The organism is Arthrobacter sp. MA-N2 (genome assembly GCF_000517125.1).
Classification (GTDB): Bacteria; Actinomycetota; Actinomycetes; order Actinomycetales; family Micrococcaceae; genus Arthrobacter; species Arthrobacter methylotrophus.
In genome coordinates this window covers 2,404,934-2,428,654 of the sequence record NZ_KI912155.1, presented here as the reverse complement: position 1 = coordinate 2,428,654, position 23,721 = coordinate 2,404,934, and the positions used below count along the sequence as shown (strand labels likewise).

Here is a 23,721-nt window from a genome sequence, read left to right as displayed (position 1 = left end):
TGACGTTGATGCTCGCCGTTCCGATTACTTCTTGAACAGCTTCCGCAGTCCCACTGCAGCCACCGTGGCAGAGGCGGCGAAGAGGAACAGATCCTTCCACCGCGCGGCGAGCCGCTCCGGAAGCCCGGCAGGAACCTTCTCGCCGAAATCTGCGAGCTTCTCGGCTGCAAACCGGCGTCCATCGTGGAACTTGTGGCCGGCAACGTCGAGGAAGGCCTTCCCCTGGGTCTTGACGTCGAGTTCGACCCCGAGCTGATCGCGAACGCCGGCGAGGTGTTCTCGACGCTGCTCCAGCCGGCGGAGCAGCTCTGCTTCGCTCGGGGCTGGGGGGTGCTCGGCTTTGTATGCCTCGGCCTTGGCCGCTTTTTCGGCCTTGGCCTTTTCGGCTGCAGCGGCCTTCACTGCTTCCGCAGCTTTGTACGCCTCCGACGAAGGGTCGAGGATGCTGGCGTCGAAAGCCGTGCCTTCCTTGACGATGCCCAGATCGTGTTTGATGCCGCGGATGGTCTTCTCAGGCACAAGCGGCATGGCCCCCTTGACCGTGCGGAACGCGATGAGCGCTCCGATGAGAATGATCAACAAGAACGCCGCAGCGACGACCAGCGCCGCCAACCACGGGGGCATGACGGTGGCCAGGCCAAGGATAGCCGCCACCACCAAGGCGATGACGAGCAAGGAGAGAAAGATCAATGCAACGCCCGCAAATGCGCCGGCGACCCCCAGCTTTTTGCCTTTGCTCCTAAGCTCAAGCTTGGCCATGCTGATTTCATCGTTGAGCTGCCGCGGCGCCAGCCGGGCCGCAAGTTTCAGGGTCTCCGGCAACGCCGACATTCCCTGGCGCTGACCAGCCTCGCCGCTGTGACGTCCGCTCATAGGTTCCGCCTCACTGCTTCCTTCTTGCTCCTACCCGCCTCCGGCACGGAGACGAATACACCGCCCACGCACACCTGTCCACAAAACTACCATTCAGCTTCAACCTCAACTTCCGGGAAGGTCCCGCGGCGCGCCCCCGGACACCTGATAAATATGATCTGTCACACATAGGATTGATAATCGTGAACACTCCCCCTGTACCGGGCGATTTCCTGAGCCGACGCGAAAAACTCCTCTACATCGTGCTGCTAGGCGCATTGACCGCTCTCGGCCCGTTTACAGTGGACCTCTATCTGCCGGCGTTTCCCGCCCTTGAGCATCACTTCGACGTGTCAGCTGCTGCGATCCAACTCACATTGACAGGCACAACGGTGGGCTTTGCCATCGGGCAACTGATGGTGGGGCCGTTCAGCGACAAGTTCGGACGCCGGATGCCCTTGATCCTTGCAACGGCCCTGCACATCGGATCCTCCCTCGGCGCAGCATTGTCTACGGACATCAACACGCTTGCCCTGTTCCGCGTCCTCATGGGCGTCGGTGCCGCCGGCGGCGGCGTAGTGGCCATGGCCATGGTCCGGGACCTCTTCGCGGGCTATGCCATGGTGCGGATGTTCTCCCGGATGTCGCTGGTGAACGGCCTCGCTCCGATCCTGGCCCCGATCATCGGTTCCCAACTGCTGTTGGTGATGCCTTGGCCCGGGATTTTCTACTTCTTGGCCACCTACGGAATCCTGGTGTTCGTCGCCGCGGTATTCCTTATACGGGAAACGTATCCTGCCGAGCTCCGCCGGCAGAGGACGTCGACGGCTGGCCAACGCTACAGAGCGGTGTTGACCGACCGGATTTTCGTGGGGATGCTGCTGGTCGGCGGGTTCAACTTCGGCGGGCTGTTCGCATACCTCTCGGCGTCGACCTTCCTGTTCCAACAGGTCTACAACTTCTCCCCCCAGGAATACGGCCTGCTGTTCGGCGTCAACTCCTTAGGCATCGTCGCCGGCGTCCAGATCAGCTCCAGAGTCATCAAGCACGTGGCGCCCCAATGGATCCTGGCCTTTGCCACGGCATGGATGCTGCTGATGGCCGCGCTGATTGTGACGTTCGACCTGTGGGGCTTCGGCCTGTGGGGCGTCATGGTCCCTCTATGGTTCTACATCTTCGCCACCGGGTTCATGTTCCCCTGCGTCCAGGTGATTGCCTTGGCCAACCACGGAGCGCAGGCCGGAACCGCCGCCTCCTTGCTGGGCGCCTCGAACTTCCTGATGGCCGGCATCATTCCTCCGGTGGTTGGCTCGCTGGGCGTCGGCTCCGCCATTCCCATGGGGGCGGTCCAGGCAGGCTGTCTGGCGTGCGCTGTGGCAGCCCTCTGGCTTGTGGTGCGACCTCGTTCCGTCCCGTCCATCCACTGATGTGCGAGGCCCCGACTTCCGTGCGGGCAAGTAGGCTCAAACCATGACGCGCAAACCACACCGCAACGGCCGGGGCCTTTTCCTCGGCGCGATACTGGGCGCCGTCGTCGGATTCTTCCTGGGCCGCGGGGCCGGAAACCCGGTGTTTGGAGCCCTGCTCGGTGCCGTCGTCGCTTCCGCGATCCTCTATCGGATCAATCCCGGGCCATGGAAACGGGACTAAGCGGCCTTCCGTGGGTTCGGGGCCTGTTGCCGCTCATAGCCCGGCGATAAAGTTGAGATGTGCCCCGTTGGCAGGAACTCCAACCTATTCCAGCTCCATGGCAGCGCAAGGATGACGGCATCCTCCCGCTGTGGTGGGACCGTCTGTGCACAGTGACGAGCCCGCAATCCGCAGCCCTCTATGCGGCCGGGCTTTTCACCGAGGACCGCCGCCGCCCGATTGCCCAATGGTTCAATCCGAGCAATGGAGCTGCCCTGCTCGTCGCTCCGGAGACCTCTCCCGAATGGCCAGTCCAACGCTTCGGAATCTTCTACGCACCCCCCGGCGGCGGATTCACCCGCGTCCACTCCGCAGCCCACGAATGGCACCCGCGGGAGCCCAGGACCCCGCCAACCGAGGATGATGCCTTCCAGTCCGCCGTGACCGAAGCGGCGAGATTCCTGCAAGTTGAGATGGACTTCGTCTAAGCAAAAAAGTAGGCCCCGCACCGATCATCCAGGTGCGGGGCCTTCGCGCTCCTCCGACTGGACTTGAACCAGTAACCCTTCGATTAACAGTCGAATGCTCTGCCAATTGAGCTACGGAGGAATGAAGCGGTTATGACTTTAGCAAAGGTTTTGCCTCAAGTGAAATCGAGCCAAAGCCATGGCAGACACCCGGAAAATACCCCTCCAGGGTATCGCCCTTGCTGCGGAGATTGGCGCACCCAGACGACCGGGCGCTCAGGCCATCCTTCCGGGCCACGGACCGGCGGTACGCGTATCCGGGCCTGAGTGAAGGGGCGGGAAGCCGGCCCAAAACAGGTACCACCCACTCTTAACCCGTTCCGCGCCTAGCCCATATGCTCCGGACCTGGGGATTCTGACCCGGTCTGTTCAGATAAAGGGGAAGCCGATGCGGCTCCTGACCATACTGTCCCGGCGGCACCGGCGGCTATCTTCCGCGTGGCTCTCGTCCGTTTGGCTCTCGTCCGTTTGGCACTCGTCCATGTGGCACGGGTCGAGCCGTGAGATGCGCAAGCGGTGGTTCCGCTGGGCCGCCGCCGCAGCCGTCCCTTTGTTGCTCGGGTACTCCGTTGGCTACGTCGCGACGCCGGCCCGGGCAGCAACCCCGAAGACCATCATCAGCCTGACGTTCGACGACGGCAATGACGATCAGCTCGCTGCCGAACAGGTACTGAAGGCCAACGGGCTGCACGGCACGTTCTTCATTACGACCAGCTGGATCGGTTCTCCGTCCTGGCTCACGCGAGCCAACCTGAACGCCATTGCCGCGGACGGCAACGAGATCGGTGGCCACACCATAACCCATCCGGACCTCACCACCCTGTCCACCTCGGCAGCCACCAACGAGGTTTGCGGTGGGCGGACCACGCTCGCCAGCTGGGGCTTCAACGCCACAGACTTCGCCTATCCCTTCGCCGCCGAAAACTCTTCGGTCGAACAAATCGTGAAGAATTGCGGTTTTGCCAGTGCCCGCAACTTGGGTGACATCCGCTCCCCGGCCAGCTGCTCGGGCTGTCCCTTCGCAGAAACCCTTCCCCCGGCCAATCCATACAACACAGCGGCGCCGGATGAAGTCGACAGCACCTGGACGCTCCAGAACCTGGAGGATCTGGTCACCAACGCCGAACCGGGAGGCGGCTGGGTCCAATTCACCTTCCACCACATCGCCGTCGGGACTGACCCCACCCTGACCATCAGCCCCACCCTCTTCAACACCTTCATCACGTGGCTCGCCGCCAGGACGGCCAACGGCACGACGTCCGTCCAAACGGTCGCCCAGGCCTTGGGCAACGCAGCCACGCAACCGCCGGTGGCCGCCTTTACCTCCTCGACGGCGGCCCTGACCGCGACGTTTGACGGCTCGACTTCGTCGGATCCAGGCGGGTCCGTGGCGTCCTACAGCTGGGACTTCGGCGACGGTTCCCCGGCAGGCACCGGCGTGAAGCCATCGCACACTTACGCCGCGGCCGGAACCTACCAAGTGAAGCTCACGGTGACAGACAACACCGGCCTGACGGGGACAGTTACGCACGCGGTAACGCTCGCAGCGGCCGCGACGGCACCTGCTGCGCCAACCGGGGCAAGCGCGACGGCGGGCAACGCCTCCGCCGTCGTATCCTGGACCGCGCCGGCTAGCGGCGGTTCTGCGATCACCTCATATACCGTGACGCCTTCGTCTGGTGGCACGGCTTTGGCTCCGGTGACGGTCTCCGGAAGTCCGCCCTCAACGACGGCGACCGTCACCGGGTTGAACAACGGCACGGTGTACACGTTTACCGTGACGGCGACGAACGCCGTCGGGACGTCTGCTGTGTCTGCCGCCTCGGCGCCTGTCACGCCTGCGGCGCCCGTCCCCGGAGTCACCAACGGTGGCTTCGAGTCCGGGCTGACATCCTGGACCACCGGCGGCGTGAGGGCACCCGTGGCATCCACCACTGCCCACACCGGCACCGGCTCTGCGCTCCTGGGCCTGCCATCCGGTGCTGAGCCCCTTGGCGACAGCAGTCTCGCCCAAACCATCACCGTGCCGGCTACGGGGACCTCCACACTGTCCTTCTGGTACCAGCCCCACACCGCGGACGACACCTGCAACGGCACCACCTGCCGCTACGACTGGATGGAAGCCCAAGTGCGCACCACCAGCGGCGCCACGCTGGCCAGCCTGTTCAAACTCAGCAGCAACACCGGCACTTGGACCCAGCTCAGCGCCAATCTCTCCGTCTATAGCGGCCAAACCATCGTGCTCTGGTTCAATGTCCATCTCGACGGTTCGAGCCCCGCGGACGATACCTGGATGTATCTCGACGACGTGGCCCTCGGCAACAGCCAAACAACGGCGACCGCACCATCGGCACCAACGGGAGTGACCGCAACGGCGGGCAACGCCTCGGCTTCCGTGTCCTGGACGGCACCGGCTAACGGCGGTTCCGCGATCACCTCGTACGCCGTGACTGCGCACGCAGGGGCAACTACCCTGGCCCCGGTCACGGTTTCCGGGAATCCACCCGCGACGACGGCGACCGTCACCGGGCTGACTAACGGCACTGCATACACCTTTACGGTGACTGCCACCAACGCCATCGGCACCTCGACGGCGTCGGTCGCATCGGCGTCCGTCACTCCCTCAGGAACCACAACTACGTCAGGCATCACCAACGGCGGCTTCGAGTCCGGGCTGACGGCCTGGACAACCGGCGGCGTCAGGGCGCCTGTGGCATCCACCACCGCCCACACGGGCACCGGCTCGGCGCTCCTGGGCCTGGCATCCGGCGCCGAACCCCTCGGGGACAGCAGTCTCGCACAGACCGTCACCGTTCCTGCTACCGGGACCTCCACCCTGTCCTTCTGGTACCAGCCCCACTCCGCTGAGGACCCCTGCAGCGGCACCGCCTGCAAGTACGACTGGATGGAAGTCCAAGTCCGCAATACCAGCGGCACGGTCCTGGGCAGCCTACTCAAACTCTGCAACGACAACGGCACCTGGACACAGTTCAGCGCCAGTCTCTCTGCCTACAAAGGCCAGACCATCGTGCTCTGGTTCAACGTCCACCTTGACGGCTCCAGTCCGGCTGATGACACCTGGATGTACCTCGACGACGTCGCCCTCACCACCCAGTAACCGGGAAACTTCTCGGACGCCAAAAATCCCCGCCCTCATACGAGGACGGGGATTTTTGAGTAGCGCTCCTCCGACTGGACTTGAACCAGTAACCCTTCGATTAACAGTCGAATGCTCTGCCAATTGAGCTACGGAGGAATGAAGCGTGTATCAGCCTAACAAAGCCCCGGCGGGAAACGAAATCGGCACCGCAAGGGCCCTTAGCTATCCATACGAAGGGCGCGGCGCTGCATCTCCAACTCCATGAGTTCCCGGTTGAGTCGTTGGAAATCCTCCGGCTGGGCTGAAGCATCCAGTCGCTGCAACTGTCCCATCTTGTCCGCTTTGACCCTGGTGATCTGCAGTTCGAACAGCCGGGCCAGGATGTCGCGGCAGTACCGCTGCAGTGCTTCGGACGTGCTGGCGGGCAGAGGCACCACGGCAAGCTCGGATACCAGGGCTTGCAGCGGTTCCGGAACCTCCTGCCGGATCCCCTCGACCCAGGCAACGGGGTCGCCCACATGGGCCAGTCCGGCTGCCCGGACAGCCGTGTGCACTGCGGAGTAAGCCGGCGTGACAAAATGGCAGGCCTCAAACCGTTCCCAGGTTTCGCTACCAGGCACAGCTCCACCGCTCAGCGCAGCTTCGCCGCCCAGCACGGCGGGGTTCTGGATGACCACCTCGAGGGCCTGCCGTTCCATGGCGGCCACGGGATCCCGCGGGTCCGGGCGCATGAAAGCGATGGAAGCGCCCGACGTCGGTGCTGCCGCCGGCTGGCCAGCCTGCGCCGGGGACGGGCCTTGCCCGGTCCCCGTGGCTCCTCCAGTTCCTGAAGTACCCGCCGCTGGCGCGCCGGAGGCAGCCCGTTTGGCGGCCAAACCGACTGCCCGGCTGACCTCTTCGATGGGCATGCCGAGCCAACCGGCGAGCTCACGGACGTAGGCCGGGCGGATGCCCGAATCGCGGATCTGAGCAACTACGGGGGCCGATTCCCGTAGCGCGGCCACCCGGCCTTCCACGGTGTCCAGGTTGTGGCGTTTGAGGGAGGCCCGGATGGCGAATTCGAAGAGTGGGCGCCGGGTCCCGATCAAGTCGCGGACAGCGGCGTCCCCCTTGAGTTGGCGCAGATCACAGGGGTCGGCTCCACTGGGCTCCACCGCTACATAAGTCTGCGCGACGAAGCGCTGGTCCTCCTCAAAGGCGCGCAGCGCAGCCTTCTGCCCGGCGGCGTCGCCGTCGAAGGTGAAGATGACTTCTCCCCCGGTGCCGTCGTCGGACAGCAAGCGGCGGGCAATCTTGATGTGGTCCGTACCGAATGCGGTGCCGCAAGTGGCCACAGCGGTACCGACTCCGGCAAGATGGCAGGCCATGACGTCCGTGTATCCCTCCACCACCACCAGCTGCCGGTCCTTGGCGATGTTCCGCTTGGCAAGGTCGATTCCGTAGAGGACCTGGGACTTCTTGTAGAGCACGGTCTCCGGAGTGTTCAAGTACTTCGGTCCTTGGTCGTCCTCGTAAAGCTTGCGGGCACCGAAGCCGATGGTGTCGCCGGCAATGTCCCGGATGGGCCAGATGAGCCTGCCGCGGAAGCGGTCGTAGATTCCCCTATTGCCTTCCGAAAACATCCCCGTCAACTTCAATTCAGCGTCGGTGAACCCCCGTCCGCGCAGGTGTTTCAGGAGCGAGTCCCAACCTTGCGGCGCATAACCGACACCGAACTGTTCGGCTGCGCCCCGATCGAAGCCGCGGCCGTGAAGGAAGTTGCGGCCCTCGGCGGCGCCTGCCGTAAGTAGCTGGGAACGAAAGAATTCGTCGGCGATCTTGTGGGCATCCAGAAGCCGCTGGCGCTTGCCGACCTCTTCGCGGTTGGGGCCGGTGCCGCCATCTTCGTAGCGAAGCTCATAGCCGATCCTGGCCGCGAGCTTTTCCACCGCCTCGTGGAAGGAACTGTGGTCCATCTTCTGGACGAAGGAGATGGCATCGCCGTCCTCGCCACAGCCGAAGCAGTGGTACCGGCCTACTTGCGGGCGGACAGTGAACGACGGCGAGCGCTCGTCGTGGAAGGGGCAGAGGCCTTTGAAGGTGCCCAGTCCGGCGCCCTTGAGGGTGACGTAGCCGTCCACCACTTCCTTGATATCGGTGCGCTGGCGTACTTCGTCGATATCTTCACGTTTGATCAGGCCAGCCACGTCACCATCCTAGTCGCTCCGGGCGGGCAGCCCTTGAGCCAGTGGACAAGGCAACCCGGCTCCTACCAGAGCGACGGCAAACTACCCACCAGGCGTTCGTACATCGCCAGCGCCGAAACGTCCGTCAGGGACGCCACCTGGTCGATGACGACGCGAAGCCGTGCGCCGTCGTCGGGGGCGTCCCGCCAGTCCGCAGCGAACATCGGTTCCAGATGCCGGTCCCCGCTCGCGTTGAGCACGCCGACCAGGGCGTGCAGGACTTCGCGCTGGCGCTCGTAGACAGGTTGCCGATGATCGGTGGAGATCACGAACGTCGTGGCGAGGCCCTTCATGGCGGCAATCTCCGTGACGGTTTCCTCCGGCACCATGAGTTCCGCGCCGTAGCGGGTGAGGTGGTCCGGGCCGAAGCGGGCACGCGTGGTCTCCAGGGCGCTCTGGCAAAAACGGCCGATCAGCTGACTGGTCATGTCCTTCAGCGCAGCCATCGATTTGCGGCTGCCATCAGCCTCACGGACCCAGACGCTCGTGGCTTCAAGGCGGGCCAAGGCTGCGTCGATTTCGGCGGGATCATTGTGGGGCAGGTACCACTGTTTCGTGTACCCCACCACGCGGGCGCGGTGATCGGGATTGTCCAGCCACTTCAACTGGAAATGGCCGGCCACGATGGCGTCCTCCACGTCGTGGACCGAGTAGGAGATATCGTCGGCGAGGTCCATCACCTGCGCCTCGATGCAGGAGCGGTTGCCCGGTGCGCCGTCACGAAGCCAAGTAAACACGGGCAGGTCGTCCTCATACGCGCCGAACTTGCTGCTCCGCTGTCCGTGGATGACGGGAGCGTCGACGGCTGACCACGGGTATTTGGACGCGGCGTCAAGGCTGGCCCGGGTCAGGTTCAGGCCCGCGGGCCGCCCGTCGGCAGCAAGGACCTTGGGCTCAAGGCGCGTCAGCAGGCGCAGGGTCTGGGCATTGCCCTCGAATCCACCGATTCCGTGGGCTACCTCGTTGAGGGCGGATTCACCGTTGTGGCCGAAGGGCGGGTGGCCAAGATCGTGGCTGAGACACGCAGTGTCCACAACATCCGGATCGCAACCGAGCGCACGGCCCAATTCGCGACCCACCTGGGCAACCTCAAGGCTGTGCGTCAGACGGGTGCGGACGAAGTCGTCGGTGTCCGGGGCCACCACTTGGGTCTTCGCCCCGAGCCTGCGCAGGGCCGAGGAATGCAGCACCCTCGCCCGGTCCCTCTCGAAGTCGGAGCGGTAGGTGTTCTTCCGGGGCTCCTGGACCCAACGCGCTGAGTCGGATTCGACATAGCCGGGAATCCCGCTTGCGCTTTCGGCCGGGCGCGCTGCAGACATCGCTTCAGTTCCCATGGGTATCTGCCTCCTCCGCTTGCCGTGCACCGGCGTCTCTTCAGCCCGTGCCTATGCAGCCAGTTTTCCACGACTCGGGCCGTGAGCGTGCACGCGTCGACCCAGGCCGCGCTCTAGCCGCCGGAAACGTCCAACTCGGCCGCAGCGATGTCGCGGGTCTGGTCTGCGTCCATTTGCCGGCTGAGCAGCCAGTCTTTGGGCAGGGCCGGCTTCTTGGGTGAACCGGCACGGCCGCGCGGGCCCTCCGAGTCGATGCCCGGGTACGGCAGATCCATGTCCAACTGGTCCAGCAGCTCGCGCAGAACCTCGAGGGTGGGTACGGTGGCCAGTTTGGCACGCAGCTCGCCGCCCACGACGTAGCCCTTGAAGTACCACGCCATGTGCTTGCGGATCTCGCGTAGCGCCTTGTACTCGTCGTTGCCGAAGGTCTCGATCATGAGCTCGGCGTGGCGGTACACGCCTTCGGCTACTTCGCGCAGGCCCGGACGGTGGCGCTGCTCGCTTCCTTCAAACGCTGCCTGGAGGTCACCGAAGAGCCACGGGCGGCCTTGGCAGCCGCGGCCCACCACGACCCCGTCGATCCCGGTTTCGCGCACCATGCGTACTGCGTCTTCGGCGGACCAGATGTCGCCGTTGCCCAGGACGGGAATGTCCGGGAGGGCCTCGCGCAAGCGGGCGATCGCGGACCAGTCGGCCTGGCCGGAGTAGAACTGCGCGGCCGTGCGGCCGTGAAGCGCGACGGCGGCAACGCCGGAATCGCGGGCGATGCGGCCGGCGTCGAGGTACGTGAGGTGGTCCTCGTCAATGCCCTTGCGCATCTTGATGGTCAGCGGGATATCGCCCTTGGAGGCTTCCTTGACCGCGGTCTGGACGATGGATGTGAAGAGGTCGATCTTCCACGGCAGGGCCGAACCCCCGCCGCGTCGGGTGACCTTGGGCACGGGGCAGCCGAAGTTGAGGTCGATGTGGTCCGCGCGGTCTTCCTCGACCAGCATCCGCACGGCCTGCCCCACCGTCACAGGATCAACCCCATACAACTGGACGGAGCGGACCTTTTCATCTTCGTCGTGGGAAATGATGCGCAGCGATTCCGGGGTGCGCTCTACGAGGGCGCGGGATGTCACCATCTCCGCGACGTAAAGCCCGCCGCCATATTCGCGGCACAGCCGACGGAAGGCCGAGTTGGTGATGCCGGCCATCGGAGCCAGGATCACGGGGGTGTCCACGGTGATCCGGCCGAGTTGCAGCGGGGGCAGTTCGAGCTTGGGCGAAGGGGGTGTTGCTACGACAGTCACCCGTCCATTGTCTCAAAGCGTGGCAAATCGACCGCACCAGCCGACGCTAGAGCAACCAGCCGTTGTCTTCGGCGATCCGCACAGCCTCCGCACGGGTCCGGCCGCCGGTCTTGGCCATTGCGGCGGAGAGATAGTTCCGGACGGTCCCTTCGGAAAGCCTCGCCGACTTCGCGATATCGGCGACCGTTCCGCCGTCGGACGCTGCCTTGAGCACCTCTCCCTCGCGTTCGGTCAGCGGGCTGTCCCCCGCGGTCAATGATTCCGCGGCGAGGGCGGGGTCCACCACCCGGAGACCCTGGTGGACCCGACGGACGGCTTCAGCCAGTTGCCGCGCCGGGGTGTCCTTGACGACGAATCCGGAGGCCCCTGCCTGCATGGCGCGCTTGAGATATCCTGGCCGCCCGAAGGTGGTGACCATGAGAACCCGGCATGATGGCGCCGCCTGCCGCACGGCCGCTGCCGCACTGATCCCGTCCAGGCCGGGCATCTCGACGTCGAGCATTGCGACATCGGCGGAGTGCTCGACGACGGCGGCCGCCACCCCCGTACCGTCACCCAACTCCGCGACCACCTCGATATCCGGCTCCAGCCCCAACAAAGCCACCAATGCTCCGCGCACGAGCGCCTGGTCGTCTGCGATCACCAATCGAATGCTCATACTTTGACCGCCAATCTGAACCCTCCAAGGTCGCTCGAGCCGATACTCACCGATCCCCCGGCGGCACCCACGCGTTCGCGGATCCCAGCCAGTCCGCTCCCGGAGCGGTCCCCGGATTCGGGGCCGACGCCGTCGTCCTCCACCAGAACGCTCGACGCCGTCAACCGGACGCGGCAGCGCGCGGCACCTGAATGCCGGACCACGTTGGTGATGCCTTCGCGAAGTACCCAGCCGAAGAGCTCCCTGTGCCTCGCGGGAACTTGTTCCACGGTTCCCGGCAATTCGGCGTCGATCCCGGCCGATTCCAATGCCGTCCGGGCGACGGCGAGCTCCGCCAGGACGTTCACGCCACGGTAGCCGGCCACCGTGGCCCGGACGTCGGCGAGCGCACCGCGGGCCAGGTCCTGCACCGCGGCAATCTCGGCCGCGGCTTTGTTCTTGGCCGGGTCTCCGGGAACGGTGTCCAGCATCCTCCCGGCCAGCTCGGCTTTGACGGCGATCACCGTCAGTGAGTGCCCCAGGATGTCGTGCATGTCCCGGGCAACCCGGCTGCGTTCCGCGGCGACGGCGGCATCGGCCAGCTCTGTCTGCGCTTCCCGGAGCCGTGCGGTCTGCCGGATCAGCCGCGCGAAGGCGGACATCATGAGGCCCAGGGACAGGATGATCCCGGCCTGGAGCAAGGCCTGCTCCCCGTTGCCCGTCATCAACTGGGTGGAGAAGGAGACGAGGGACAAAGCGACGATGAGCAAGAAATCCGTGCGCGGCGGAAGGGATGTCATGGCGATGGCGCAAGCGAGGAACGTCCAGGTCCACAAGGCTTCCCTGCCGATGAGGAAGATGACCAGCCCGTTCAGCGCCAAGAGGATGCAGACGGACACGATGCCCGCCCGGACTCCCAGGTGCCAACTGATCCGGGGCAGGAAGACGTAGGCGGCGAAGAACACGATCAGGGACGTCGACGCCGCCGCTTTCCAGGCCAGCGGCTCATCCACGGACCACACGATGTTCCACGTCGGCCAGGCCCACAGCAGGATGGAAAGTCCCGCACCGATGAACCAGCCTCGTGGCCCGGGACCCGCAAACACACCGCGCCGGAACATGGTGCCGGTCAACACCCTTCCGGAGACTACGTCCCTGAAGGAAGTGCCGTCCGGGTTGCTGGTCATGGTGCCCACCTTAGTAGCTTGCTCAGACACGTTTGGTGTCGCGCCGGAAGGCCATCGCGGCCCCGGCCACGAAGATCACGAGCCACAGGACCACGTTGACGATCCACGCCCAGTCGAAGGTGCCGGTGATGGGACTCCGGGCCAGCTGCCCGATCCCGTACGCCGGCGTGAACTTGGCAATGTTCCCGAAGGTCTCGCCCATGACCTCGATCGGCATGAAAAGTCCACCGAGCATGGCAAGGATGGCCAACGCCGGGCCAAGGATCTGCATGACGTTCTGGCTCGGCATGAGGTACCCCACGAACAGTCCGAGGGCTGCGAAGACCAGGGAGCCCAGCCACGCCACCAAGCCCGCTGTCAGCCAGGTCTGTGCATCCATGGTGACACCCGCCAAGGCGCCGATGGCGAACTGGGCCACGACCGCCACGAGGGACAGCGTCAGCGCGGCCAACGCTTTCACTGCGATATACGAGCCGGGCAAGAGGGGCGTGAGGCGCAGCTGGCGGCTCCAGCCTTGGGCCCGTTCCACGGCCACTTGGCTGCCAGCGCCCGTCGCAGCGGTCATCGCTGCATAAACCGTGAGGCTGATGAGGATGTACTGGCCGTAGCTGTGCCCGTTGGGCAGGAGCTTGTCCTTGTTGGACAAGCCGAAAATAAAGAAGAACACGGCGGGCATGAACACGGTGAAGATGATGGTCCGGCGGTTCCGGAGCATGCGCTTGATCTCGATCCAGAGGAACGTGCGGTTGACTCCGCCTGCGGACGGTTTCCGGTCCTGAATGACTGTTGCCGTGCTCATACGAGGTCTCCTTCAAAGTCGATGCTTACGGATTCCGGAATGGCATCGTCTCCGGTGAGCGCCACGAAGGCCTCCTCAAGGTTGTTGGCTGCCACTTCGACGTCGTAGGCTCCCGTGCTGTTGAGCAGGTACCGGACGACGGCGTCCGAGTCGCCCGTACGGACGGTGAGGCGTCCGCCGTCGTACTCGACGCTCTCCGCAGGCGGCATTCCGGCCAGCAATCCGCGCTCGGCTGCCGGAAGCGACGCTTTGACGGTGCGGCCCGAGGCGAGGTTCTTGATCTGGGCGGCGGTACCGTCCGCGACGATGCTGCCTTGCCGGACCAGGACAATCCTGTCGGCGTAGGCATCGGCTTCTTCGAGGTAGTGGGTGGCGAAGATGACGGTGCGTCCGCGCTGGGCGTCGGCCCTGATGGCGGTCCAGAAGTCCCGACGCCCGGCGACGTCCATTCCCGTGGTGGGCTCGTCCAGGATGAGCAAACCGGGATCGGAGACAAGCGCCATGGCGAAGCGCAGGCGCTGCTGCTGGCCGCCCGAGCACTTCTCCACCTTCCGGTCTGCGATCTCCAGGATGCCGGCCCGCGCCAGGACCTCGTCCACGGGTCGGGCGGAATCGAACATCGCCGCGTTGAGCTGCACGGTCTCGCGGACGCTGATGTCCCGCAGCAAGCCGCCGGTCTGCATCACTGCTGCCACCTGGCCCCGGGCGATGGCACCCCGGGGAGTGTGGCCGAAAATGGAAACGCTGCCTTGGTCGGGCGCGCTCAGTCCGAGGATCATGTCGATGGTGGTGGTCTTGCCTGCGCCGTTGGGTCCGAGGAACGCCACCACCTCCCCCGGCTGCACGGTCAGGTCAAGGCCGCGGACGGCTTGGACCTTCCCGAAGCTTTTGTGCAGTCCGGCGGCATGGACGGCCGGCACACTCGTTGTTGTCATGACGCTCCTTGGCTTTTGTTTGCTCTCCTACCATCCAAGCCGTCATCGGCCTCGGGCGCCCGGGCGTGTGTCACCAATGCGGGATGACAAATGTCATGTGGACACTACTGCCGGCGTTCGGCTTCCCTCCGTGCCCGCCTGGTGATCACGACGGCGGCAAGCTCGCCGGTGTCGAACGATTCGAAGGCATCCGCAGACTCTGCGGTTTCCAGCTCACGGACGTCGCCGTCGTCGTGGGCTGTTTCCGAAGCCGGGGTGCCGGCAGCCGCAAGCCTCTTGGAACCGGTCGCCTTGACCACGAGCACCGCGATCAAGGTGGTCACCGGAATGGCCAATACCAAGCCGATGGAGCCCACCAAAGTACGGATGACTTCCTCGGACAGCTCCGCGCTGGTGAGGGCATCAACCAGCGGGCGATCGTAGAGCATGACGATGATGAGGATGGGCAATGCCGCACCGGCGTAGGCGAAAGCGATCGTGTAGACCGTGGAAGCTATGTGGTCACGCCCGATCCTCATGGCCGAAGTGAACAGCTTGCGTGCGCCGGTCTCGGGTGCCAGTTCATAGAGCTCCCACACAGCCGCGGACTGGGTGATGGTGACATCGTTCAGGACGCCGAGCCCGGAGATGATGAGTCCACAGAGGATGATCCCGGAGAGGGAGATCTTGTCCGACATGTTCACCAGGGTGGCGCCTTCGCTGCTCCCGATCCCGGTCAGATTGGCCGCGTCCGTGGCCCAGGCCGCCAACAGCGCCGTAATCCCGAGCCCGAAGATCGTGCCCAGCAATGCGGTGGATGTCCTGGCCGAGAATCCGTGGGCGAAGTAGAGCACCCCTATCATGATGGCCGTGGACCCGACCAAAGCCACGAGCAGCGGCGGCTTTCCTTCCACCAGCCCCGGAAGCATGAAACTGACAAGCACCACGTAGGCTCCGGCCAGGCCAAGCAGCGCCCTGAAGCCACGCCAGCGGGCCACTGCGATGACCACCACCGCGTAAAGGATCGCCAGCAGGGCCATGGGAACGTTCCGCACGAAGTCCAGGAAAACGTACGACGGCGAGCCGTTGCCTGCCGCTGCGCCCTGCACGCGGGAGAGGTTCAGGTAGCGGATGCTGTCCCCGACTTTAACGCCGTGGGACTTGGCGACATCCGGGTTGATGACCACCTTAACAGGGCTTCCCCCTGTGTCCGGTTGCGTGGACGCGTAGGTGCACTGGGATCCTTGCTGTTGCGCACCGTTGCCTTGGGCAGTAGCCGGAGCTTGGGTCCCTTGCGTACAACTCTCCACGGTGACGGCTTGGATCTTGCCGGTATCAAACGTCACACCCGCAGCGGCCTGGTAGGGGCTCGCGAAGGTTATGCCTTCCTTGCTTCCCGACGGCCACATGAGGAACATGGCAACGATCGTGAGCACTGCAATGGGGGCCAACACCGCCACAAGGAGCCAGTTGGCCCGTTTGCGTGCCGCGAGCGCCTGCGGGCTAGGCTCCGAATGCTCCGTGTGACCGTGTGAATGACCGTGACCCATCAGCTGCAAAACCTCATGCCGACTACCCTACGTGGGCCAGCCGGGCATCTGCGACCCGGAACCCGCACCGCCCGGAAACCCACCCAACTAGCTCGCATTTGTTGCCGTTATGAGGGCTCAAAACGACATCTACTGCGAGCTAGTTGGGTCGCGTGCGGGCTGTGGTTCAGGCGGGTTTGATGTTCTGGTTCACATGAAAGAGGTTTCCTGGATCGTACTTGCCCTTGATGGCCTGGAGTCGCTCGTAATTGACCCCGTAGTTCTCAGTCACACGGTTCTGGTCCTCCGCATCCATGAAGTTGATGTAGCCGCTTGCGGCCGAATACGGCCGGAGCGCCTCTGCATAGCTGCGGGCCCAGGCAATATTGGATTCGTTGTCTGCAGGGTCCTGCCATTGTGCCGCGATCACGGGGGCGAACTTCATGCCGCGGTTGACGAACGCTGTGTCCTGGACTCCAACCCGGGCCACAGCACCGTCAATTGGGTAAACATGAACCGCAGTGTTGACGCTGGTGATCGTGGCACCGAATTCCGAGTGCGCACTGATGACACCATCGTTCAGCTCACTGATGAAATTGGCCTTCCAATACGCTTGCATGCCTTTCGGATTGAGCCCATCAAACGCCACGTTGAGTGCCGGATAGGGCATCGGGGTGATCAGGGAGCCGGCCACGGGTGCGGCGTCGAGGAACGGCTGCCACCGGGATTCGCCTTCGGCCAAGTCTCCCGTCCACATCCCGACCACGACACACACGGGCTTGCCGTGCCATTCTTCGGGAAGGAACGGCACCGGTGGGCCTTGGTGGAACCCGAGGAACGCCCCGAACTCTTCGGGAGCAGAGTCCATGTAATCCCGGTAGAACCTGGCCACCGTCTCGGTGTTCTCCGCTCCGTAGATGACAATGCCCACGTGGACCATGTCCATCGGATGCAGCTTGTATTCCAGGGACGTCACGACGCCGAAGTTGCCTCCGCCTCCCCGCAATGCCCAGAAGAGGTCCTCGTTCTGGTTCTCGCTGGTGGTCAGGAACTTGCCCTCTGCCGTCACCACGTCTGCGGAGATCAAGTTGTCGCAGCTCAGGCCGTGTTTGCGGGCAAGATAGCCGATGCCGCCACCCAGGGTCAGTCCGGCGATACCGGTGGATCCCACAATCCCGCCCGTCGTTGCGAGTCCGAAAGCGTGGGTCGCGTGGTTGAAGTCTGCCCAGGTTGTTCCGGCCTCGGCACGTGCCGTGCCCGCTTCGGGGTCGACACGGACTCCGCTGCGGTTGACGAAGTCGATGACCAGAGCATCGTCCCAGGTCCCGAAGCCGGGAGCGCTGTGGCCACCGCCCCTGATGGCCAAAGGAAGGGAGTTGTCCCGGGCGAAGTTCACGCTCGCGATGACATCCGAAACTTGTGCCACCCGGACGATGCCTGCCGGGCGTTTGTCGATCATCCCGTTAAAGACGGCGCGGGCTGAATCGTACTCGGGATCATGGGGGGTGACGAGTTGCCCGCGGAGCTGTTCGCGCAGTCCGTCGAGCGCGTTTTCATTCATAGGTGTTACCGCCGATTCTCTTCATGAGACCGGATTGGTTCCACCCGCCGCTACCCCACCAGACCAACGGCCGGGGCTTACGTCGTCATGCCTACACCCATGCCACGGCATCGTCAAGGGTTTACCCAACTGGCTCGCATTTGTTGTCGCTTAGAGCGCCCATAACGTCAACAACTGCGAGTTAGTTGGGCCAGCAGACAGCGCAGGGCCCGGTTCTACTCGCTGACCACCAGGGTGTCCGCACCGCGGAGCTTCGCCTTGCCCCGCTCAAGCAAAGGATCGACGACGGCGCGCAGGGCCGTCATCGAATCGTCCACTTCGAGGAGCACGGGGTGCTGGTAGGCAATGAGGGCCAGCAGGCCACGGATTGCCTCCTGCGCCTCGTCATCCCGCAAGCGTGGCTCGTGGCCCAGGAAGACTTCCGAAGGTTCATCCGAGCTGCCTTGGGCGTAGCTGATGGCGAAAGCCTGCAACTTGCCCTTGCGGGTGGCCGGAACTCCCGAACCGAAAGCACTGGCCTTGGGCGCGCGCAACACGAGGGCACCATGTGCCCCCGTCAGATCGTCCAGGAACAGCCGCTGCACCGTCGGGATGGCCAACTCGCCCGGATTGTCCCAGTGGTGGACGGCAGTGTAGTACCGGCCGACGACGTCGCTCAGCTCCACCGATCCGGTGGCGAGGTCTTCCACCTGCTCGGAAGCCGCTTGCTCGGAACCGTCCCCGAACACCGGGAGCCGCAGTGGCTCGGGATCGACCACCACAAGTTGCGAACGCTGGATCGGTGCAAGCCCCGCCCACTCGGCGAACGCGGCACCGGACGTGCCGGGCTCCACCTTGCTGCGCAACTTGCTAACCCCCGACGGCGACTGTTCGGCTTCGCGCCGCAGCATGGTCAGGAGCGTGGCACCTATCCCGCTCCGGCGGTGGTCCTTGGCAACCTCGATGTAGGCCCAGAGCCGTTCCGGATGCAGGGAGGCCTCGTGGACTACCCCGGCCGCAACAGGGATGCCGATGCCGTCAACGACGTCCTCCGCCACGATGCACCGGCGCCAAGGCTGGCCTTGACCGCTGTTGCTCGACGGTGCGAAGGCTGCACGGAACTGCTGGCCCGGCAGGGTTTCCGGCCCGCCCCACATTTCCAGGAGGGCGAGGTCGTCGCCCTCCCGCCATTCGCGGTACTCGATTCCCACGCTTAGGCGCCGATCAGTCGCGCGGCCAAGTAGCCCTCAACCTTGTCGAGTGAGACGCGTTCCTGGCTCATGGAGTCGCGCTCGCGGATAGTGACCGCCTGGTCATCCAAGGTGTCGAAATCCACGGTAATGCAGAAGGGCGTACCGATCTCGTCCTGTCGACGGTAACGGCGGCCGATGGCGCCGGCGTCGTCGAAGTCGATGTTCCAGTTCTTCCGAAGCTGCGCGCCCAGCGCCTTCGCCTTCGGGGACAGGTCCTCGTTGCGGCTCAGAGGCAGCACGGCTGCCTTCACGGGTGCGAGTCGCGGGTCGAGCTTCAGGACGGTACGGACGTCGACGCCGCCCTTGGCGTTGGGTGCCTCGTCTTCCGTATACGCGTCGATCAGGAAGGCCATGAAGGAGCGGGTCAGTCCGGCCGCGGGCTCGATCACGTAAGGCGTGTAGCGTTCGTTGGTGGCCTGGTTGAAGTAGCTGAGATCAGTTCCCGATGCCTTCGAGTGCGTGGTCAGGTCGAAGTCGGTGCGGTTGGCGATGCCTTCGAGCTCGCCCCACTCCGAGCCTTGGAAACCGAAGCGGTATTCGATGTCCGTGGTGCCCTTGGAGTAGTGGCTGAGCTTGTCCAGCGGGTGCTCGAAGAACCGCAGGTTCTCTTCCTTGATGCCCAGGCCGGTGTACCAGGACATGCGTTCCTTCATCCAGTACTGGTGCCACTCTTCATCCGTACCCGGCTCGACGAAGAATTCCATTTCCATCTGCTCGAACTCGCGGGTACGGAAGATGAAGTTGCCCGGCGTGATCTCGTTGCGGAACGACTTGCCGATTTGGCCGATGCCGAAAGGCGGCTTCTTGCGGGACGTGGTGAGCACGTTGCTGAAGTTGACGAAGATGCCCTGGGCGGTTTCCGGACGCAGGTAGTGCAGGCCTTCGTCGCTGGCCACGGGACCGAGGAACGTCTTGAGCAGGCCGGAGAATTCCTGTGGTTCAGTCCATTCCCCGCGGGTGCCACAGTTGGCGCAGGCGATGTCCTTGAGTCCGTTTTCGGCGGGACGGCCCTTCTTTTCCTCATACTCTTCCAGGAGGTGGTCCGCACGGTAGCGCTTGTGGCAGGAAAGGCACTCGACCAGAGGGTCCGAGAACACCTCGACGTGACCGGACGCTTCCCACACCTGGCGCGGCAGGATCACCGAAGAGTCCAGGCCGACGACGTCCTCGCGGCCACGGACCACGCTCTGCCACCACTGGCGCTTGATGTTTTCCTTCAGCTCGGCACCCAGGGGGCCGTAGTCCCATGCAGAACGGGAGCCACCATAGATTTCACCGGCCTGGAACACGAAACCCCTCCGCTTGGAGAGGGAAATGACCTGGTCGAGGACGGATTTTGCTGCCATGGGTACTCCAATGTTCTACAGGGCCGCTGGGTGCGGTCCGCGGTTATGCTCTACGGAAACAGTCGTTTGGGGAAACGCTGTCTTGGGGAAAGTGCTGCGCAGGAAGCTGCGAGTCCTAGCCTACCGGCCTTTCGCCTCGGTCCTGCCTCCGGGACCCGACTGCCTGCGCCCGGGCGCGGTTCCGGGAAGTCAGCGCACCCTTTGGCCAGGGCAAGGTGGCCACGATGATGGCGAAGAGCGTCAGCAGGGTGCCCAGGACCGTCGGCAAGGCAACCACTGTTCCGGGCGAGGGAAGGACGAGATCCAGCGTGAGGGATCCGAGTAACTGCCCCGCGATCATCCCCAGGCCGGTCACCAGCACGCCCAGGCTGCGGACGAGCAGGGCGGCCAGGCCGATGAAGACGCAGCCCATGGGGCCGCCGAGGTAATACCACCATTCCGTAGGCAGTCCGTGGCCGGGACCGGCCAACAGCAATTTGATGAGCCAGGCGATCCAAAGGATGGCCGTGCCGGCCACAAAATTCACGACTGTAGCGGCGATGGGGCTGCCGTAGTGCACGGTTGCGGTGCCGTTCATGGCCTGCTGGAAACTCACGAGGCAACCCGCCACGACGGGCAGGAGGAGAGGGAGAACCAAAGTCCCGACGTCGGCGGCCGCCCCGAGGCGAGGCGACACAGCCCAGACGACGGCGGCAATCGTCAGGACGCTGCCCAGGATCCGGACTCCGGTGATCGAGCGTCTGCCTCCGGGCCCCATGCCCGTCCGGTCGACCAGAAGCCCGCTGAGGGTCTGCCCGGTCACCGCGGCCACCGTGAACAAGGCCACCCCAAGCAAGCTAACCGTGAACGATTGGGCGAACACGAAAAGGGCGCCGATGCCGCCGGCCAGGACATAGAACCGTGGAAAGCTGCGTTGCTTGAGGGCAGGCAGGATCCTGCGCAACGCGGCGCGGCCCTTCGGCAGCGCCAAGCCGATCGCGGCGATCAGTACCAGCCCGGTGGTGAAACTCACGACGGCGGCCGCGATGCCGTCGTCGAGCTTGGCCCCCAACGCGCCGTTAATCCGTCCCTGAAGAGGAATCACGAGTCCGGTGGCCACAGCCAGGATCAAGCCTGTGAGCAATGGAAGGGAAGCAGCGCGAGAGGTGGTTACGGACAGGGGGCGGGACGGTTGCGGCACTTTCACCACCCTACTTCAGGCATCATTGCTTGTATGAGCAACCCGGAAATTGAAAAGATCCCGATCCGCGACGACATGATCCGCCTCGGTCAGCTCCTGAAGCTCGCCAACCTGGTGGAGGACGGAGTCGAAGCCACCGAACTCATTAAGAACGGGCTGGTCAAAGTCAACGGCGAGATCGACGAACGGCGCGGACGTCAACTCCATGCCGGCGATACGGTGACCGTCAACGGACAAACCGTGCGGATCACCCGGGATTCCTAAGGCAACGCGGGGTCACTTACGGCCCATTAAATGCCTCTGAATGGGCCGTAAGTGACCCCGCGTTGATTTAGACGGAGGTGAGAACCTTGTGTTCCAGGAATTCGCCCACATGGCCGATTTCCTGCTGGTTGATGCCATGCCACATACCCGTGTAGAGCACCTTGGTGACGTCCGTGTGCCGACGAGCCCACTCCATGGTGTATTCGATCTTGTCCGGGGTAATGACAGGATCCTGCTGGTCCCGTCCCCAGAAGAGCGGCACGGAACCGTCCAGTTCCGCGTCGCGGAACGACGGGTCCCCCTCCGCATCGACTGCGAAGCCTGAAAGTCCGACGACGGCGGCAAAGTCCGCCGGCCGCTGCCGGAGCAGCGAGGTGGCCATGGCCATCCCCATGGAGAATCCGAGGAGTGTCACGGAGCTGTGGTTGGACTTGCAGGAATCCAACCAGGAAAAGACATATTCGGCCGCGGCCTTGACGGCGTCGAGCGAATAGTCGATGGACGCGGTGAGCGGGAACCACGTGAAGCCCGGACCCGTGGCGATCGGTGCGCGGAGCGAGGCCACCACGAATTCCTGGGGCAGCAGGCCCGCAAGGCTGAAGAGGTCTTGCTCGTTGGATCCGTAACCGTGCAAGAGGACCAGCAACGGCTTTCCAGCCCGTTCTTCCTCTTCGTGGGACCACAAAACGACAGGATTCGGAAAAGCAGGGGCAGGAAAGGCGGAGGCTTGACTCATGGGACTATTCTTACAGTTACCCATGAGTAACAAGCTACGGGCGCGTAGCGTTGCGGCAAGAGGCAGGAAATGAACGTGAGTGACACTGATTCCACAGTGGGGGAAAATTCGGAGGAGCGGATTCATCCGTGGACCCGGTACGTGGCGTTAGGTGATTCGTTCACCGAAGGCATCGGCGACCCCGAACCGGGCAATCCCGGCGGACATCGCGGCTGGGCCGACCGCGTGGCAGAGGAACTGAGCCGGGGACAGCGGGATTTCGCCTACGCCAACCTGGCTATCCGTGGGCGGCTGCTTCAGCAAATCCTGGACGAGCAACTTGGCCCATGCATGGACCTCAAGCCGGACCTTATCAGCATCTCCGCGGGCGGCAACGACCTCATCCGGCCCGGTGGCGATCCAGATGCCCTGGCCGAGAAGCTCGATGCCGCCGTACAGACCTTGAGCTCCGAGGGTGCCACTGTCATCCTGTTCAACGGCCCGGACACCCTGTCATCAGTACTTGGCCGGATCCGCGGCAAAGTGGCTATCTACAACGAGAACCTCCGCACAGTGGCCACCCGCCACGATGCCGTGGTGGCGGACATGTGGTCCTTGCGGCAACTTGCCAACCCACAGATGTGGAACGAAGACCGGCTGCATTTCTCGCCGCTCGGCCACCACACCATCGCCGCAATGGTCCTTGATTCGCTCAACGTGTCCCACAATCTCGAGCCGCTCCTCCCCAAGCCGCTCCCCCAGCGCAGTTGGCGCGAAGCGCGCTCCAGCGACCTCGTGTGGGCACGGGAATATTTCGTCCCGTGGGTCATCCGCCGGATCCGCCATCAGTCCTCAGGCGACGGAATCCTGCCAAAACGCCCGACGCCGGGACCTGTCTTCGGTCCGGCCGATATTGTTGTGCCCCGGAGCTGACCGGGGCCACAACAGCTTGCCACAGGCGCGGGGACTAAGCTGGAAGAGGACAGGAAGGCCTCCACCGTGAACAATTTGATCTTCTGGATCATCGTCTGCTCTTGGCTGATTCCCATGGGGATCCGCATGTACAACCGCTCGCGCCAACGCAGGATCCGGGACTTCCCTCCGCAGAACTACCCCGGACCGAACTACCCTGGACCGAACTACCCGGGTCCTCCCCAGAATTACCCCTACGGATACCCGGCACAGCCCCCGGTGATCATCCCGGCTGAGCCGCAGCCCCCGGTGGCGACACCCGCGCCGCAGGCCGCCCCGCCGTCGTCGGCTACTCCCTCATCCAATGCCGCCTACCAAGGCTACCGGGCACGGAAACTTGCCGAACTGGACCAGCAGTACAGCGACGGGAAGATTCCCATGGAGGAATACATGAAACTCCGCCAGGAGATCATGAACGGCTGA

21 protein-coding genes and 2 tRNA genes are annotated in these 23,721 nt (G+C 64.2%); 7 read left to right on the top strand and 16 right to left on the bottom strand.

All coding sequences use genetic code 11. The features are described from left to right. Positions 1-24: 24 nt before the first annotated feature. Positions 25-873: a phage holin family protein gene (locus A3M3_RS0111995; protein ID WP_028266537.1), complete on the bottom strand. Its 849-nt coding sequence runs from the start codon at positions 871-873 to the stop codon at positions 25-27. Between the two features lie 176 nt (positions 874-1,049). Here A3M3_RS0111995 and A3M3_RS0111990 point away from each other — a divergent pair, with 176 nt between their 5' ends. The 3 genes from A3M3_RS0111990 to A3M3_RS0111980 are packed head-to-tail and all read left to right on the top strand — an operon-like array spanning position 1,050 to position 2,969. Then, positions 1,050-2,279: a multidrug effflux MFS transporter gene (locus A3M3_RS0111990; RefSeq protein ID WP_028266536.1), complete on the top strand. Its 1,230-nt coding sequence runs from the start codon at positions 1,050-1,052 to the stop codon at positions 2,277-2,279. A gap of 43 nt (positions 2,280-2,322) precedes the next feature. After that, on the top strand, positions 2,323-2,502 hold the full coding sequence (locus A3M3_RS0111985) for a hypothetical protein (RefSeq protein WP_028266535.1): 180 nt from the start codon (positions 2,323-2,325) through the stop codon (positions 2,500-2,502). 59 nt (positions 2,503-2,561) lie between these two features. Beyond that, positions 2,562-2,969 (top strand): hypothetical protein, encoded by a 408-nt coding sequence (locus A3M3_RS0111980; protein ID WP_028266534.1) that lies wholly within the window; start codon positions 2,562-2,564, stop codon positions 2,967-2,969. 48 nt (positions 2,970-3,017) lie between these two features. Here the strand turns inward: A3M3_RS0111980 and A3M3_RS0111975 are convergent. Next, positions 3,018-3,090, bottom strand: a tRNA-Asn gene (locus tag A3M3_RS0111975). A 423-nt stretch (positions 3,091-3,513) separates the two neighbouring features. Between A3M3_RS0111975 and A3M3_RS26970 the strand changes: the two genes are divergently transcribed. Continuing rightward, on the top strand, positions 3,514-6,126 hold the full coding sequence (locus tag A3M3_RS26970) for a fibronectin type III domain-containing protein (protein ID WP_231497246.1): 2,613 nt from the start codon (positions 3,514-3,516) through the stop codon (positions 6,124-6,126). A 65-nt stretch (positions 6,127-6,191) separates the two neighbouring features. On the opposite strand, the gene A3M3_RS0111965 is transcribed toward A3M3_RS26970, so the two are convergent. From A3M3_RS0111965 to A3M3_RS24845, 13 genes are all read right to left on the bottom strand, one after another. Then, a tRNA-Asn gene (locus A3M3_RS0111965) sits at positions 6,192-6,264 on the bottom strand. A 62-nt stretch (positions 6,265-6,326) separates the two neighbouring features. Continuing rightward, positions 6,327-8,294 (bottom strand): DNA primase, encoded by a 1,968-nt coding sequence (gene dnaG, locus A3M3_RS0111960; protein WP_028266533.1) that lies wholly within the window; start codon positions 8,292-8,294, stop codon positions 6,327-6,329. Positions 8,295-8,356: 62 nt separating this feature from the next. Then, positions 8,357-9,667: a deoxyguanosinetriphosphate triphosphohydrolase gene (locus tag A3M3_RS0111955; RefSeq protein ID WP_028266532.1), complete on the bottom strand. Its 1,311-nt coding sequence runs from the start codon at positions 9,665-9,667 to the stop codon at positions 8,357-8,359. A 113-nt stretch (positions 9,668-9,780) separates the two neighbouring features. Next, positions 9,781-10,962 (bottom strand): tRNA dihydrouridine synthase DusB, encoded by a 1,182-nt coding sequence (gene dusB / locus A3M3_RS0111950; protein ID WP_028266531.1) that lies wholly within the window; start codon positions 10,960-10,962, stop codon positions 9,781-9,783. 46 nt (positions 10,963-11,008) lie between these two features. Further along, positions 11,009-11,620, bottom strand: coding sequence for a response regulator transcription factor (locus A3M3_RS0111945; protein ID WP_028266530.1), 612 nt, complete (start codon positions 11,618-11,620; stop codon positions 11,009-11,011). Next, positions 11,617-12,786, bottom strand: coding sequence for a sensor histidine kinase (locus tag A3M3_RS0111940; RefSeq protein WP_028266529.1), 1,170 nt, complete (start codon positions 12,784-12,786; stop codon positions 11,617-11,619). Before A3M3_RS0111940 ends, A3M3_RS0111945 begins: the two co-directional genes overlap by 4 nt. 22 nt (positions 12,787-12,808) lie before the next feature. Further along, positions 12,809-13,585, bottom strand: coding sequence for an ABC transporter permease (locus A3M3_RS0111935; protein WP_028266528.1), 777 nt, complete (start codon positions 13,583-13,585; stop codon positions 12,809-12,811). Continuing rightward, on the bottom strand, positions 13,582-14,520 hold the full coding sequence (locus A3M3_RS24850) for an ABC transporter ATP-binding protein (RefSeq protein WP_051423137.1): 939 nt from the start codon (positions 14,518-14,520) through the stop codon (positions 13,582-13,584). Before A3M3_RS24850 ends, A3M3_RS0111935 begins: the two co-directional genes overlap by 4 nt. Positions 14,521-14,624: 104 nt before the next feature. Beyond that, a complete protein-coding gene (locus A3M3_RS0111925; protein WP_035741681.1) occupies positions 14,625-16,049 on the bottom strand; it encodes a YibE/F family protein in 1,425 nt (474 codons plus the stop codon). A gap of 166 nt (positions 16,050-16,215) precedes the next feature. After that, positions 16,216-17,589: an FAD-binding oxidoreductase gene (locus tag A3M3_RS0111920; protein ID WP_028266526.1), complete on the bottom strand. Its 1,374-nt coding sequence runs from the start codon at positions 17,587-17,589 to the stop codon at positions 16,216-16,218. Between the two features lie 215 nt (positions 17,590-17,804). Then, positions 17,805-18,779, bottom strand: a complete 975-nt coding sequence (locus A3M3_RS0111915; RefSeq protein WP_028266525.1) for a GNAT family N-acetyltransferase — start codon at positions 18,777-18,779, stop codon at positions 17,805-17,807. Positions 18,780-18,781: 2 nt separating this feature from the next. Then, a complete protein-coding gene (locus A3M3_RS0111910) occupies positions 18,782-20,167 on the bottom strand; it encodes a glycine--tRNA ligase (protein ID WP_028266524.1) in 1,386 nt (461 codons plus the stop codon). A gap of 115 nt (positions 20,168-20,282) precedes the next feature. Then, positions 20,283-21,356, bottom strand: coding sequence for a DMT family transporter (locus tag A3M3_RS24845; protein ID WP_051423136.1), 1,074 nt, complete (start codon positions 21,354-21,356; stop codon positions 20,283-20,285). A gap of 24 nt (positions 21,357-21,380) precedes the next feature. Here A3M3_RS24845 and A3M3_RS0111900 point away from each other — a divergent pair, with 24 nt between their 5' ends. Continuing rightward, a complete protein-coding gene (locus A3M3_RS0111900) occupies positions 21,381-21,611 on the top strand; it encodes an RNA-binding S4 domain-containing protein (protein WP_028266523.1) in 231 nt (76 codons plus the stop codon). 67 nt (positions 21,612-21,678) lie between these two features. On the opposite strand, the gene A3M3_RS0111895 is transcribed toward A3M3_RS0111900, so the two are convergent. Then, a complete protein-coding gene (locus A3M3_RS0111895; protein ID WP_028266522.1) occupies positions 21,679-22,347 on the bottom strand; it encodes an alpha/beta hydrolase in 669 nt (222 codons plus the stop codon). Between the two features lie 69 nt (positions 22,348-22,416). On the opposite strand from A3M3_RS0111895, the gene A3M3_RS0111890 reads away from it, so the two are divergent. Continuing rightward, the gene (locus A3M3_RS0111890; RefSeq protein ID WP_051423135.1) at positions 22,417-23,259 is read left to right on the top strand and encodes an SGNH/GDSL hydrolase family protein; all 843 of its coding nucleotides are present in this window, start codon (positions 22,417-22,419) and stop codon (positions 23,257-23,259) included. Positions 23,260-23,325: 66 nt separating this feature from the next. Then, positions 23,326-23,721 carry a hypothetical protein gene (locus A3M3_RS0111885; protein ID WP_028266520.1) on the top strand — a complete coding sequence of 132 codons (396 nt, stop codon included), beginning with the start codon at positions 23,326-23,328 and terminating at the stop codon, positions 23,719-23,721.